Genomic DNA, 14,733 nt, shown 5'->3' on the forward strand with positions numbered 1-14,733 from the left:
GCCAGCATGACCACGGCGGACACTCGGCCAGGCGCGACCGCGTCTGCGACCGCGCCCCCGGTGCTGAGACTCACCGGCATCGACAAGCGGTACGGCGGCGTGCACGCGTTGCGCGGCGTCGACTTCGAACTGGCCCGCGGAGAGGTGCACGCGCTCGTCGGGGAGAACGGCGCGGGCAAGTCGACGCTTATCAAGATCGTATCCGGGGCGGAGACGCCGGACGCCGGACGGATCGAGATCAACGGCGAGACGCTCGCCACCGGCAGCACCACCTCGGCGCTCGGCGCCGGCATCGCCACGGTGTACCAGGAGCCGCAGCTCTTCGGCGAACTCACCGTGGCGGAGAACGTCTTCATCGGGCGAGAACGGCGGCGGGCCGGGATCGTCCAGCGCGGCCGCCAGCACGAGGAGGTCGTCTCGCTGCTCGAGCGCATGGGCCTGGACGCCGCCGTCGCCGACGTACGGGTGGCCGACCTGTCGGTCGCCGAGCAGCAGCTGGTCAGCATCGCCAAGGCCTTCGCGAGCCAGCCGCGGATCCTCATCCTCGACGAGCCCTCCGCCATCCTCACCGACCGGGAGATCGAGACGCTCTTCGCGGCGGTCCGCGGGATGTGCGACAGTGGCGTCGCGGTCATCTACATCAGCCACCGGCTCGACGAGCTGGCCCAGATCACCGACCGCGTCACCGTGCTGCGGGACGGGCAGGTGGTGGCGAGCCGTCCCACCCGGGAGCTCAGCGTCCGCGCCGTCGCCGAGCTGATGGTCGGGCACAAGCTCGAAACCGGGCAGGTGAATCGGACCGTGACCGACGCCGAGCCGGCGCTCGCGGCGTCCGGCCTTGGGCGCCAGGACGTCTTCGCCGACGTCGATCTGGCCGTGCGCCCCGGCGAGGTGGTCGCCCTCTACGGCCTGGTCGGCTCCGGCGCCGCCAGCATCGCCCGGGCACTGTACGGGATCGACCCGGCAGACTCCGGCGCCGTCCGGATCAACGGCCGCGACGTCGCGCTCAAATCCCCGGCCGACGCGGTACGGCACGGCATCACCATGCTGCCCGCCAACCGGAAGGTGCAGGGCGTCTTCAGCTCCAAGAGCATCGCCTTCAACATCTCCAGCGCACACCTGCGACTGCTCAGCCGCGCCCGCCTGTGGGTGGACCGCGGCCGGGAGCGGTCCGTCGCGCAGGACTTCATCAAGCGCATCGCCATCAAGGCACCCGGCCCGGCGACCCTCGTCGGCAACCTCTCAGGCGGCAACCAGCAGAAGGTCGTCCTCGCCCGCCAGCTCGTCGAACGGCCCCGCATCCTCCTGCTGGAGGAACCCACCCAGGGTGTCGACGTGGGGGCCAAGGACGAGATCCACCGGATCATCGTCGACCTCGCCGACGCCGGCAGCGCCGTCCTCGTCGTGTCCTCCGACCTGCCGGAGGTCCTGCAGCTCGCCGACCGGGTGCTGGTGGTGCGCGCGGGGCGGATCGCGGCGAGCTTCGACCGGGGTGCACGCCAGGCCGACGTCCTGGCGGCCGCCGCCGGCGACGACGGATCGGATCGGGCGTCCGCGGCAGGCCGCGACTCGACGACGGAGGTAGGAGCGGCATGACCGGACTTGTCCAGACCGTACCGCTGCGCCGGCGGCGCCCGATCGCCCGCGCGGTCGAAGGCCAGGAACTCGCGCTCGTCGTCGTCATCGCGGCCCTCTGGCTCGCGCTGTCCTTCGGCACGAGTACCTTCCTCACCGGCTCGAACCTGCGCAACATCCTGTTCGCCGTCGCGGCGACCGCGATCATCGGCATCGGGATGACGCCCGTCATCGTGACCGGCGGCATCGACGTCTCCGTCGGCAGCATGGCCGCCGTGGTCATGGTGGTGGTGGCCAAGCTCGTCCGCGACGCCGGAGCGCCCGCGCCGCTGGCGGTGCTGGTGGCGGTCGCGCTCGGGCTCACGCTCGGCTGCGTCAACGGGCTGCTGGTCAGCCTCGGCGGCATCCACCCGATCATCGTCACGTTCGGCACCCTGAACGTGTTCCGCTTCGTGGCGCTGCGCATCTTCGAGAACAAGCAGGTGGCGGGAGTGCCGGACACCCTGGGGTGGTTCGGCGGCGGCCAGGCCGGGCTGGGCCTGCTGGGCGTGCCGCACGCCTGGTGGCTCGCCATGGTGCTCGCCGCACTCACCTGGTGCTACATGCGCTACTGGGCGACCGGCCGCCACTGGTACGCGATCGGCAACGACGCTGACGCGGCCCGTCTCGCCGGCATCCACGTCCGCCAGCGCATCGTCTCCGCGTACGCCCTGACCGGCTTCTTCGTCGGCCTGGCGGCCTGCGTCCTGGTTGGCAGCGGCGGCCTGGTGCAGCAGAACGCCGGCACCGGGCTGGAGTTGCAGGTCATCGCGGCCGTCGTGATCGGAGGGACGAGCATCCTCGGCGGCCGCGGCACGGTGCTGGGGACGCTGCTGGGCGCGCTGCTGGTCGGCACCGTGACCAGCGCCATCACCCTGCTCGGCTGGCCCAGCGAGCTGACCGAACTGTTCATCGGCGCGTTCATCCTGGTCGCGGTTGGCGTCGACCTGGTCCGTGAGCGCCGCAGGAGGGCACGATGACGACCAGAACAGCCGAACCGGAACAGCTCAAGGACGACAAGACCGAGCCGGTCGCGGTCGGTGCGAGGATCGCGCGGGCACTGCGGTTCGTGCTCTCCGAACGGGTCGCGCTGCTGAGCGTGCTGCTTGTCATCGTCGTGGTGTGGTTCTGGTACCTGGGTCGCAACGACTACCTCGTCGCGCCGTACGACGCCGACTACCTCGCCTCGGCGCTGGAGACGATGGTCCCGCTCTGCCTCCTCGGCCTCGCCGAGTTCATCGTCATCGTCTCCGGGCGCGGCGGGATCGACCTGTCCGTGGGATCGATCGTCAGCCTCTCCGGCATGGCCTTCGGCTTCATGGTCGGCCAGTGGGGGTGGCCCGTCCTCCCCGCGCTGGCGCTGACCATCCTGGTCGGCGGGGTGCTCGGCGCGGCGAACGGGCTGCTGGTCGCGTACCTCGGGTTCCCGGCCCTGATCGCCACGCTCGCCACCTACTACGCGTACGGGTCGCTCGCGCTGGTCAGCAACGACCGGGCGCCGATCTCCACCAGGCCCATCCAAGACCTGCACTCGCTGACCCGGCCGCTCGACCTGCCCGTGGTGCCGGACCTGCCGGCGCAGATGCTGACGTTCCTCGTGCCGTGCGTCCTCGTGGTGTGGCTGGTGATCAACCGCAGCACATACGGCCGCAAGCTGTACGCGATCGGCACGAACGACGTGGCCGCCCGGTTCGCCAACCTCGACGTCCGGCAGACCCGGTTCCGCGCCTACGTCGCCTCCGGCCTACTTTCGGGGGTGGTCGCCGTGGTGACGGTCGCCCAGTTCGCCTCCGCCCGCCCCGACGCGGGCAGCGTCGGCAACGGGATGGCCCTGCCGGCAATCACCATCGCCGTGCTCGGCGGCGTGGCGATCACCGGCGGCCTGGGCCGGGTGGCCGGGGTGGTGATCGCCGCCCTGCTCATCATCTGGCTCAACGCCGGCATCCTGCTCGCCTTCGAGGGCTCGGACGGCAGCCAGTTCCAACTCCTCGCGCTCGGTGCCGTCCTCGTCCTCTCCGCGCTGCTCAACGCGATCACCCTGCGCCGCCGCGGCGGTGTGCGGTGAGCGTGCGCAGCGACGCCGGCGCCGTCCCCGCCGAGCTGGTCGAGCTGACGCTGCGCATCGGCGACCCGGCCCGGGACCTGGTCAGCCTCGCCGAAGGCAACACCTCGACCATCGCCGACGGCGAGCTGGTGGTCAAGGCGAGCGGCGCCCGGATGGACCGCGCGAAGCCCGAGGACTTCGTGGTCGTCGATCTCGACGCCGCAGCCCGGGTCCTCGGCGACCCCCGCGCCACGCAGGACGAACTCTCCACGCTGCTGGCCGTGGCGGACGACCCGCGCGGGCGGCGCGCCTCGATCGAGACGCTCGTCCACGTCGCCGCGGTGCACGCCGGCGGAGCCACCTGGGTCGCCCACACCCACCCCACCGCGATCGTCGGGCTCGTCTCGATCGTCGAGGGGGAACGGCTGTGGCAGGCGCCGCTCTTCCCCGACGAGGCCGTGGTGGTCGGCCGCCCCGCCTGGGTCGACTACCACGAGCCGGGCCTCGCGCTCGGTCGCGCCGTGGCCCGCTCGATCACCGAGCACGCCGAACGGCACGGGGCGCCGCCCCGGCTGGTGCTGCTCGGCAACCACGGCATGGTCGCGCTGGGCCGCTCGCCCGAGGAGGTCGAGGCGGTCACCGCGATGGCGGTGAAGGCCGCCCGCACCCGCGCGCTGGCCCACGCCGTCGGCACCCCGCGCTACCTGGACGCCGCCGGCGGGAACGCGCTCGCCTCCCGCGCCGACGAGGTCGCCCGGCGCGCCCTGCTCGCCGGGAAAACGGTATGACCCGGACGGACCCGCCGTTCGCCGGTCGCACCGTGCAGGCGGTCTTCTTCGACATCGGGGGCCCGATCTACGACGACGAGAACTTCGCGACCGCCGTGCTGGCGGCGCTCGACGACCTGCTCGCCGAGCAGGGCCGTCCGCCGGCCGACCGGGCCCGGTTCCGGGCCGTTTACGACGGCGTCCGGTCAGCGCAGTCCGGGTCACTGCGGCGCGCCCTCGCTGCGGAGTTCCTCGGTGACGAGCGGCGGCGCGACGACCTGCACGCCCGTACCCGGCGGTACTGGCGGCACGGGCCGGGCAGTCTCCACCCCGACGTGCTGCCCTGCCTTCGGGCCCTGCACGGGCGGGTACGCATCGGAGCGCTGGCCAACCAGGAAGCCGACGTCCTCGACGCGCTGCGCCACGACGGCGTAGCCCCGTTCATCCAGGTCTGGGCGGTCTCCGCGCTGGTCGGCCACGAGAAGCCCGACCCGGCGCTGTTCGAGTGGGCGGTCAAGGAGGCGGGGACCAGCCCCGCGAACGCCGTCCACGTCGGCAACCGCCTCGACACCGACGTTCGGCCCGCCCGCGCCCTCGGCCTCGGAACGGTCTGGGTGTTGCGCGGCGAAGCCCCTCCCGAGCCGACGGCCGAGCAACTCGCCGAGCCCGACGTCGCCGTCCCCGACCTGCGTACGCTTCCCCGGCTGATCCTCGGGGACGGGGACCGGCGCGCATGAACGAGGTGGTCATCGGCCTGGACGTCGCCACCGCCGACGTACGCGCCGTCGCGGTCACCCCCGACGGGAACGTGGTGGCGCGGGCGGCGCAACCACTTCCTCCGCCGGAGCGGGCCGGTAACGGACGCGCTGAGCAGTCGCCGGTCCACGCCGACGTGGCGGTGGCGGTCCTCGCCCGGCTCGGCGCCGACCTGCGCTGCCCGGTCCGCGCAGTGGCGGTAACCGCGACCTCCGGCACCGTCGTTCCCTGCTCGGACGACCTCGCCCCGGTCGGGCAGGCCCTGCTGTACAACGACCGCCGGGCCGGGCAGCCGGGAGCCGGGATCGATCCCGGGCTGGTGGCGGCCGCGCCGGCGCTCGCCCGCGTCGCGTGGCTGCACCGGCACCGGCCCGCGCCCCGTTACCGCCACGTCAGCGACCTCGTCGTTGCGCGGCTCACCGGCGAGGACGTGCCCACCGACACCAGCCACGCCCTCAAGACCGGTGCCGACCCGCAGACGCTGCGCTGGCCCGCGCACCTGCTCGACGCGGCGGAGGTCCCGGAATCGGCGCTGCCGCGCCTGGCGTCGCCCGGAACCCCGGTCGGCGGCCTCTCGGCGGGCACCGCGTCGGCGACCGGCCTGGCCGCCGGTGTACCGGTGGTGCTCGGGATGACCGACGGATGCACCGGCCAGATCGCGGCGGGCGCCGTGCGGGCTGGTGACACCGTCGGCGTGCTCGGCACCACGCTGGTGGTCAAGGTGGCCGCGCCGCGCCGCGTGGCCGACTCCGCCCTCGGTGTCTACAGCCACCTCGCGCCGGACCGCTGCTGGTGGGCCGGGGGAGCGAGCAACGCCGGCGCCGGGGCGCTGCGCAACGCGTTCCCGGACGCCGACCTGACGGCCCTCGACCTCGCGGCCGCAGCGCACGGGCCCGCGCGGACGCTGCGCTACCCCGTGCCGGGCCGCGGCGAGCGGTTCCCGTTCGTCGCGCCCGACGCCGGCGGCCCGCTCGACGACGAGGCCGCCGACCCAGGCGAGCACTACCGCGCGCTGCTCGACGGCGTCGCGTACGTCGAACGGCTGGCCCTCGACGTCCTCGCCGGGGCCGGCGCTGCCAGCCGCGGCGCGGTGCGCGCCGTCGGCGGCGGTAGCCGTAGCCTGCCCTGGCTGCGGATCCGGGCCACCGTGCTGGGCCGTCCGCTCGTGGTGCCGGCCGAGGCGTCCAGCGCCTTCGGCGTAGCCGTCCTGGCCGCGTCGTCCGCCGTGCACTCCGATCTGGCCGCGGCCGTCGACGCGATGGTGATCCTCGCCCGCACGGTCGAGCCGGACCCCACCGAGAAAGCCCAGCTCGACGGGGGATACGCCCGGTTCGTCGACGCGCTCGTGCGCCGCGGCTGGCTCTCCCCGCACCCGACCACCACCACCCAGGACCGAAGGATCTCCCCGAGCAGATTGAGGTATGACCGTGAACAGCACCCGAGATGACGTTCCCGCCGGTGTGTCCGCCGAGGTGACCGCCATGCTCGACAGGGCGAACCAACTCGGAGCGGACCCGACGGTGACCAACTACGGCGGTGGGAACTCGTCGTGCAAGGCGGAGGTCGTACACCCGGCCACCGGCGAGACCACGACCCTGCTCTACGTCAAGGGATCCGGCGGCGACCTCGGGACCCTGCGCTACCCCGGGCTCGCCGTGCTCGAACTCGACCGACTGCGCCGCCTGGACGACCGGTACCAGGGGGTCGAGCACGAGGACGACATGGTCGACCTCTTCACCTTCTGCTCCTTCGGCCCGGGCGGGGCCGCACCGTCGATCGACACCCCGATGCACGGCCTGGTCGAGGCCCCGCATGTCGACCACCTGCACCCGGACAGCGTCATCGCCCTCGCCGCGGCGGCCGACGGCGAGCGGCTCGTGCAGGAGTGCTACGGCGACCGGGTGCGCTGGGTGCCGTGGATCCGGCCGGGCTGGGAACTCGGAAAGATGATCGCGGAGATCGTCCGGACCCAGCCGCGGGCCGAGGGCGTGGTCCTCGGCGGGCACGGACTGACCACCTGGGGAGCGACCAGCGAGCAGTGCGAGGAGCGGGCGCTGCGGCTCATCCGCGAGGCCGCCGAGTTCATCGAGCGCACCGGCAAGGCCGAGCCGCTCGGCGCCGTACGCGCCGACCGCGGCCCGCTCCCCGAGGCGGAACGCCGGGCGCGCGCCGCGCAACTCGCGCCGATCCTGCGCGGCATCGCGGGCACCGACAGCCGCGTCGTCGGCCACTTCCGGGACGACGAGGTGGTACTGGACTTCCTCGGCCGCGAGGCCCTCGACCGGCTCGTGCCGCTGGGCACCTCCTGCCCGGACCACTTCCTGCGCACGAAGGTACGTCCGCTCCTGCTGGACACCGCCCCGGACGCGCCGCTGGAGGAGGTGGTGACACGGCTGCGGGAGCTGCACGCGGAATACCGCGAGGAGTACGCCGCCTACTATCACCGGCACGCCACCCCGGACAGCCCGCCGATGCGCGGTGCCGACCCGGCCATCGTGCTCGTCCCAGGCGTGGGCATGTTCTCCTTCGGCGGAGACAAGCAGACCGCCCGCATCGCCGGCGAGTTCTACGTCAACGCGATCAACGTGATGCGCGGAGCGGAGGCCGTGTCGACGTACGCCCCGGTTGACGAGAGCGAGAAGTTCCGGGTCGAGTACTGGGAGCTCGAGGAACGCAAGCTGCGCCGCCGGCCGAAGCCGAAGGCGCTCGCCGGCCGGGTCGCCCTGGTCACCGGCGGCGCCTCCGGGATCGGACGCGCCACCTGCACGGCGCTCGCCGCCAAGGGCGCCTGCGTCGTGATCGCCGACCTCGACCACGAGGGGGCCCGGCAGTTCGCGAAGGAACTCGGCGGCCCGGACGTCGCCGGCTGCGTCCGCGTCGACGTGTCCGACGAAGCCTCGGTGCGGGAGGCGATCGAGGCCGCCTGCCTCTCCTTCGGCGGGCTGGACATCGTGGTGAACAACGCCGGCTTGTCCCGCTCGGCGCCGCTGGAGGAGACCACCACCGAGACGTGGGACCTGCAGTTCGACGTGATGGCCCGCGGTTCGTTCCTCGTCTCGCGGGAGGCCGCGCGGGTGCTGCGCGCCCAGGCCCACGGCGGGGACATCGTCTACATCGCCAGCAAGAACGCCGTCTTCGCCGGTCCCGCCAACATCGCCTACTCGTCGGCGAAGGCCGCGCAGGCACACCAGGTACGCCTCCTGGCGGCCGAACTCGGCCCCGACGGGGTACGGGTCAACGGCGTCAACCCGGACGGCGTCGTGCGCGGGTCGGGGATCTTCGCCGGCGGCTGGGGCGCCCAGCGCGCCGCGGTCTACGGCGTCCCCGAGGAGAAGCTCGGCGAGTACTACGCGCAGCGGACCCTGCTCAAGCAGGAGGTGCTGCCGGAACACGTCGCCGCCGCGGTCGTCGCTCTCGTCGACGGTTCCCTGCCCCTGACCACCGGTCTGCTCGTCCCCGTGGACGGCGGCGTTCCCCAGGCGTTCCTGCGATGAGCGTCCGCAACCCGCTCGGCATCCACGCCGCCGTCTTCGTCGGCGGCTGGAGCCCCGAGGAACGCCGCAGCGCCGCCGCGCGGGCCCGTCGGGCCGGCTACGACGTGCTGGAGATCCCCGCGCTGGACCCCGCGGCCGTCGACATCGCCGACACCCGCGCCGTGCTGGATGAGCACGGGCTGGCCGGGGTCTGCTCGCTGGGCCTCGACTTCGACGCGGACATCTCCAGCCCCCATCCCCAGATCGCCGCCCGCGGCGAGGCGCGGTTGCTGGCGGCCCTCGACGTGGCGGCCGGCCTTGGCGGGGAATTCATGGGCGGCGTGATCTACAGCGCGCTCGGCAAGTACGGCCGGCCGATGGACCCGCGCGGGCGTGACTCGATGGTGGCCATCCTGCGCCGGCTGGCCGGGCGGGCCTCCGACCTGGGCGTGACGCTCGGCTTGGAGGCGGTGAACCGTTACGAGTCGAACGTCATCAACACCTGTGCGCAGGCGGTCCAGGTGATCAAGGACGTCGGGGCGGGCAACGTCGTGGTCCATCTCGACGTCTATCACGCCAACATCGAGGAGAACTCGATCGCCCAGGCGGTCGCCGACTGCGGCGACCACCTGGGGTACGTCCACGTGGGCGAGTCGCACCGGGGCTACCTGGGCACCGGGTCGGCCGACCTCGACGGGCTCTTCCAGGCCCTGCGGCAGGTCGGCTACGGCGGCACCGTGACGTTTGAGTCGTTCTCCCGGGCGGTGGTCTCCGCCGACCTGTCCGACCGGTTGGGCGTGTGGCGGGACCTGTGGGAGGACGCCGACGATCTCGCCGCCCACGCCCACGCGTACATGTCGGCCCGTCTCGGGCGGACCGACCCGGCGGGCTGAGACCGGCGACCGCCGGGCGCGGCCCTGACCCGGACCGGTCGTCCTGGGGAGGCGAAGCGCCCGCTGGTGACCGACCCGGTCACCAGCGGACGCGCTGGTCGAGGGAGTGGGCGCGACGCCGCACCCCGTCTCGAGCGCCCCGCTAGCCGGCGCCGACCTTCGTGTCCGGATCCGGCCACGAAGGATCTCTTCACCCGCGGAACATAAGCACGTAGCGTTCTGAATCGATTCACGACCCGCGCGGAGGCAGCCGTGACACCTCGGACTTCCGGAACCCAGCCGCTGCTGCCGCGCCGAAAGACAGTGGTCGCAGCGGCCGCGCTCCCCAACCCCAGCCCTGTGGTCCTGGCCAGGGCCTCCTTCGTCGGAACCGAGAACGGCCGCGCCGTGTTCGAGGCGGGCTCCCGCCGGTCCAGCGTCCAGCCGCTCGCCGACACCGCCGCCCAATCCAGCTGACCCCCGTCCCCTCGGGACACCCTGCAAAGCCTCGGTGCGGGACCGCCGCACAGAAGGGTGAGGACCATGACGCTCACGACGCGGCGCCGACCCGTGCTCTCCGCGCTCGTCGCCCTGCTCCTCGGGCTGACGCCGACCGTGGTGACGGCGGCCCCAGCCGCCGCCGAACCATCGGCCCCCCAGCTCGCGGCGGTCGGCCTGACCACCGAACGGGCCACCGACCCGATCGGACTCGACGTGGCCAAGCCCCGTCTCGGCTGGCGGATCGAATCCGTCGCCCGGAGCGTGCTCCAGAAGTCCTACCAGGTACGGGTCGCCACCAGCCAGGCCCACCTCGACGACGCCGGCCTCTGGGACAGCGGCCGCGTCACCTCCCAGCAGAGCACCCTCGTCCCGTACGCCGGCCCGGCGCTGCAACCCCGCACCCGCTACGTCTGGCAGGTCCGGGTCTGGGACACCACGGGCCGTAGCTCGGGCTGGAGCGCCCCCGCCTCGTGGGAGACCGGTCTCGGCGGCGCCGACGGCTGGCACGCCGACTGGATCGGGCTGCGGCCCCCCACTGAGTCCTGGACCGACTACACCGTGCAGACCACCGTGCGCCTGGAACGCGACGCGGCCGGGATCTACCTGCGTGCCCACGGCCCGACCAACGCCTACATGTGGCAGTTCTCGATCACGGGCGGGACCGCGAAGCTGCGCCCGCACGCCCGGGTCAACGGGGCGTGGAGCGTGCTCAAGGAGGTGCCCCTCGACGCGGTGGTGCCGGCCGACAAGCTGACCGCCCCGCACACCCTGCGCATCACCGCCGCCGGCGACACCATCACCACCTGGGTCGACGGCACCCAGGTCGACGTCACCCGCGACACCCGGCACCAGGGCGGCTCGGTCGGCCTGCGCACCGACGGAGCCGAGACCGGCGTCTTCTCCGACTTCTCCGTCACCCGCGGCACCGACACCCTCTTCACCGCCCCGCTCACCGATGGCCAGAACCCGTTCGGCGGCGGCACCCCCACGGCCGGCGGGCTGCGGGTCACCGGCACCACCGAGGCGATGCTCACCGCGCTGGACGCGAACCCGCTGCTGCGTCGCGGCTTCCGCGTCGACGGGGAGATCGCCCGCGCCCGCATCTACGCCACCGCGCTCGGCGTCTACCGGCTCTCGCTCAACGGCCAACGGGTCGGCGACCAGGAGTTGGCGCCCGGCTGGACCGACTACAGCAAGCGAGTGCAGTACCAGACGTACGACGTGACCCGCCAGCTCCGCCAGGGCGACAACGCGCTCGGCGCCCTGCTCGGCGACGGCTGGTACTCCGGCGCCATCGCCTCCTTCGGCACCGACCACTACGGCTCCCGGCCCCACCTCGGCGCGCAACTGATCGTCGAGTACACCGACGGGCGCACCGAGACGATCCGCAGCGACGGCTCCTGGCGCGCCACGCCCGGGCCGTTCCTGCAGAGCGACCTGATCCACGGCGAGACGTACGACGCGCGTCGGCTGCCCGCCGGCTGGGACACCCCGGGCTTCGACGACGCCGGCTGGTCGTCAGCCACCGTGGACGACCCCGCCGCCACCGGCCCGGTCGTCGCTCAGGCCGACCCGCCCGTGCGGGTAGTGCAGGAGCTGCCGGCCCGGACGCTGACCCAGCCCACCCCCGGCACCTGGATCTTCGACCTCGGCCAGAACATGGTTGGCAAGGTTCGGCTGACGGTCGACGGCCCCGCCGGCACCACGGTCCGCATTCGGCACGCCGAGGTACTGAACCCCGACGGCACCGCGTACACCGCCAACCTCCGTTCGGCCCAGGCCACCGACCGCTACACCCTGCGCGGTGGCGGAGCCGAGGTCTACGAGCCGACGTTCACCTTCCACGGCTTCCGATACGTCGAGCTGACCGGCTACCCAAGCACCCCCACCCTGGCCACGGTCACCGGCCTGGTCATGCACACCGACGGGGCGCTCACCAGCGAGTTCGAGACCTCCAACGCAATGGTGAACCAGCTGCACAGCAACATCACCTGGGGCCAGCGCGGCAACTTCCTGTCCATCCCCACCGACACCCCGGCCCGGGACGAGCGGCTCGGCTGGACCGGCGACATCAACGTCTTCGCCGAGACCGCGACGTTCAACATGGACAGCCTGACGTTCCTCACCAAGTGGCTGCGGGACCTGCGCGACGGGCAGTCGGCCAACGGGGCGTACCCGGACGTCGCCCCCCGCGTCTGCTGCGGCGACGGCGCGACCGGCTGGGGCGACGCGGGCATCACCGTCCCGTACACGCTGTGGCAACGCTACGGGGACACCCGGGTCATCGAGGAGCACTACGCGTCGATGGTGCGGTACGCGTCCTGGCTGCAGAGCACCAGCTCCGGCAACCGGCGCCCCAACGCCGGCCCGTACCTGGACTGGCTCAACCTCAACGACCCGACGCCGGCGGGGGTCATCGGCACCGCCTACTACGCCCACAGCATCCGGCTGCTGGGCGAGATGGCCGCCGCCATCGGCCGGGACGCCGACGCCGCCCGCTACGCGGCGCTGGCCACGGACATCGCCCAGGCCTTCGTCGACACGTACGTCTCGGCCGACGGCACCGTCCAGGGGGACAGCCAGACCGGGTACGTGCTGGCCATCGGCATGAACCTGCTGCCGGCACCGCTGCGCGCGAAGGCCGCCGACAAGCTCGTCGCCAACGTCCGCCGGCACGACTGGCACCTGTCCACCGGCTTCCTCGGCACCCCTGACCTGCTGCCAGCGCTCAGCGACACCGGACACCTCGACGTCGCCTACCGGCTGCTGCTCAACGACACCTACCCGTCGTGGGGCTACGAGATCGCCAGGGGCGCCACCACCGTCTGGGAACGCTGGAACTCGGTCATGCCGGACGGCAGCTTCGGCGACGTGTCGATGAACTCCTTCAACCACTACGCCTACGGTGCGGTGGGGGACTGGATGTACCGGACCGTCGCCGGCATCCAACCCGACTCCGGCAACCCCGGCTACAGCCATCTCACCTTCGCGCCTCAGCCGGGCGGCGGCCTCACCTCGGCGCGCGCGTCGTACCGGTCGGCGCAGGGCACGATCGGCAGCGACTGGAGCCTCGACGCCCGCGGCGACATGCAGCTTCGCCTCACCGTCCCGGCGAACACCACCGCGACCGTCCGCATCCCCACGCCCAGCCGGCACGCGGTCACCGAGGGCGGCCGACCGGCGGTGACGGCCGACAGCGTGCGGTTCGTCCGGATGGACGGCGACGTCGCCGTCTACGAGATCGGATCCGGCTCCTACTCCTTCGCCGTCGACCGGGTGCTCGGCGAGCTCGGCGACACCGCCGACGCGGTGCAGGCGCTCGCGACGCTGACCGACGACCTCGCGGACGACCTGGGCCAGCCGGTCGTCGCGCACCTGAACGCCCAGCTCGGGAAGCTCAGCGACGAGACCGCCACGGCGCGCACCGCGCACCTGGCCGGCGACGCCACCGACGCCGCCACCCGCGTGCACCGGGCCCTGGCCACCGCCGCCGACCTGGACCGCTGGCTGCGCACCCAGGTCAAGGTGGGTCGGGTCGCCGCAGCGAACGCCGAGCGATTCACCGCCCCGCTCACCCGGGTCGACCAGTTGCTCTCCGCCGCCTCGTCGGACCTGATCGGCGCGGTCGTCAAGCTCGACCTGCCGGTGGGTGAGCGGCTGCCCGGCGACGTCGTACCCGCGACCGTCGCGGTCACCAACGGCGGCACGAAGCCGCTGACCGGGGTGACCTCCACCCTGCGCGTACCCGAGGGCTGGACGGCGACGCCGGTTGGCGACCAGGCCACCACCGTCGCCCCCGGCGCCACCGCGGCCCACCGCTACGACCTGCGCATCCCCGCCGGGCAGTCCCCGGCGACCGTCTCCGTCGACGGGTCCGCCAGCTACCGGCACGAGGGCGGCACCGCGACGCTGCCGGTCGCGGGCACGATCACCACCGCTCCGGCGGTGGTCGTCGTGTCGGCGTCCGCGACCCCCGCCGCCGTGGCGCCCGGCGCCACCACCACGGTCACCGCGCTGCTCCGCAACCGGGCCACGGTGCCGGTGTCCGGGCAGCTCACCACCACCGGCCCGGACGGCTGGCGGGCGGCGCCGGCCACCGCCGGGTACGACCTCGCCGCCGGCGCGGAGACCACCGTGTCGGCCGTCCTCACCGCACCGATCGCGGTGACCGAAGGGCCCGCGCAGGTCACCATCGCCACCGGCGTCACCGACGCGGAACGGCGAACGCTCGCCGTCCCGGTCCGGTTCACCAATCCGCCGCCGGACGCGTACGACCACGTCGACCTCGGCGACTCGGCCTCCGAGCAGGCGCACCACCTGACCGCCTCGACCCACTCGAGTACCAACACCGAGGCCGGGCTGACCCGCCGCTACACCAACGTCAGCTACCCGGGCGGCTGGTTCGAGTTCGACCTCGCCGTGGCACCCGGCCAACCGTTCGTGCTGCGCGCCGTCGAGACGTACGACCAGGCACAGCTGAAGGACTACGAGATCGTCGTCGACGGCGTGGTGGCGCACGCCCGCTCCTGGCAGCGCACCGAAAGCGGCGCGGGCACCGTCAGCTACCAGTTCGTCGTCGACCTGCCTGACCAGACCCGCGACGGCGTGATCCGGGTGCGCCTCCGCGACACCGGGGACGGCTACGACCCATCCGTCGCCGACGTCTGGTCCGCGCCCCTGCCGTCCTGACCGCCACACCACCACCG

At 73.2% G+C, this 14,733-nt stretch carries 9 protein-coding genes; all 9 read left to right on the plus strand.

Annotated elements, in window-relative coordinates; genetic code table 11:
- Window positions 1-60 precede the first annotated feature (60 nt).
- The 9 genes from AC0OLQ_RS17275 (at window position 61) to AC0OLQ_RS17315 (ending at window position 14,716) form a co-directional block, all read left to right on the plus strand.
- Window positions 61-1,596: a sugar ABC transporter ATP-binding protein gene (locus AC0OLQ_RS17275; RefSeq protein ID WP_484532198.1), complete on the plus strand. Its 1,536-nt coding sequence runs from the start codon at window positions 61-63 to the stop codon at window positions 1,594-1,596.
- Complete coding sequence (locus AC0OLQ_RS17280) at window positions 1,593-2,594, plus strand: ABC transporter permease (RefSeq protein WP_484532199.1); 1,002 nt, start codon at window positions 1,593-1,595, stop codon at window positions 2,592-2,594. Before AC0OLQ_RS17275 ends, AC0OLQ_RS17280 begins: the two co-directional genes overlap by 4 nt.
- Window positions 2,591-3,679: an ABC transporter permease gene (locus tag AC0OLQ_RS17285; protein WP_357333699.1), complete on the plus strand. Its 1,089-nt coding sequence runs from the start codon at window positions 2,591-2,593 to the stop codon at window positions 3,677-3,679. Before AC0OLQ_RS17280 ends, AC0OLQ_RS17285 begins: the two co-directional genes overlap by 4 nt.
- Window positions 3,676-4,446 carry a class II aldolase/adducin family protein gene (locus AC0OLQ_RS17290; protein WP_484532200.1) on the plus strand — a complete coding sequence of 257 codons (771 nt, stop codon included), beginning with the start codon at window positions 3,676-3,678 and terminating at the stop codon, window positions 4,444-4,446. The genes AC0OLQ_RS17285 and AC0OLQ_RS17290 overlap by 4 nt, the downstream gene beginning before the upstream one ends.
- Window positions 4,443-5,162, plus strand: coding sequence for an HAD family hydrolase (locus tag AC0OLQ_RS17295; protein ID WP_484532201.1), 720 nt, complete (start codon window positions 4,443-4,445; stop codon window positions 5,160-5,162). Before AC0OLQ_RS17290 ends, AC0OLQ_RS17295 begins: the two co-directional genes overlap by 4 nt.
- Window positions 5,159-6,628, plus strand: a complete 1,470-nt coding sequence (locus tag AC0OLQ_RS17300) for an FGGY-family carbohydrate kinase (RefSeq protein WP_484532202.1) — start codon at window positions 5,159-5,161, stop codon at window positions 6,626-6,628. The genes AC0OLQ_RS17295 and AC0OLQ_RS17300 overlap by 4 nt, the downstream gene beginning before the upstream one ends.
- A complete protein-coding gene (rhaD, locus tag AC0OLQ_RS17305) occupies window positions 6,609-8,675 on the plus strand; it encodes a bifunctional rhamnulose-1-phosphate aldolase/short-chain dehydrogenase (RefSeq protein ID WP_484532203.1) in 2,067 nt (688 codons plus the stop codon). The genes AC0OLQ_RS17300 and rhaD overlap by 20 nt, the downstream gene beginning before the upstream one ends.
- Complete coding sequence (locus AC0OLQ_RS17310; protein ID WP_484532204.1) at window positions 8,672-9,547, plus strand: sugar phosphate isomerase/epimerase family protein; 876 nt, start codon at window positions 8,672-8,674, stop codon at window positions 9,545-9,547. The genes rhaD and AC0OLQ_RS17310 overlap by 4 nt, the downstream gene beginning before the upstream one ends.
- 522 nt (window positions 9,548-10,069) lie before the next feature.
- Window positions 10,070-14,716, plus strand: coding sequence for a family 78 glycoside hydrolase catalytic domain (locus tag AC0OLQ_RS17315; protein ID WP_484532205.1), 4,647 nt, complete (start codon window positions 10,070-10,072; stop codon window positions 14,714-14,716).
- Window positions 14,717-14,733 lie beyond the last annotated feature (17 nt).

The sequence above is a fragment of the Micromonospora sp. Utrum1 genome (genome assembly GCF_057197805.1).

Coding starts and splice junctions, on each gene's coding strand:
- AC0OLQ_RS17310 (WP_484532204.1), top strand. CDS start 8,672: ATGAGCGTCCGCAACCCGCTCGGCATCCACGCCGCCGTCTTCGTCGGC.
- AC0OLQ_RS17285 (WP_357333699.1), top strand. CDS start 2,591: ATGACGACCAGAACAGCCGAACCGGAACAGCTCAAGGACGACAAGACC.
- AC0OLQ_RS17300 (WP_484532202.1), top strand. CDS start 5,159: ATGAACGAGGTGGTCATCGGCCTGGACGTCGCCACCGCCGACGTACGC.
- AC0OLQ_RS17295 (WP_484532201.1), top strand. CDS start 4,443: ATGACCCGGACGGACCCGCCGTTCGCCGGTCGCACCGTGCAGGCGGTC.
- AC0OLQ_RS17280 (WP_484532199.1), top strand. CDS start 1,593: ATGACCGGACTTGTCCAGACCGTACCGCTGCGCCGGCGGCGCCCGATC.
- AC0OLQ_RS17315 (WP_484532205.1), top strand. CDS start 10,070: ATGACGCTCACGACGCGGCGCCGACCCGTGCTCTCCGCGCTCGTCGCC.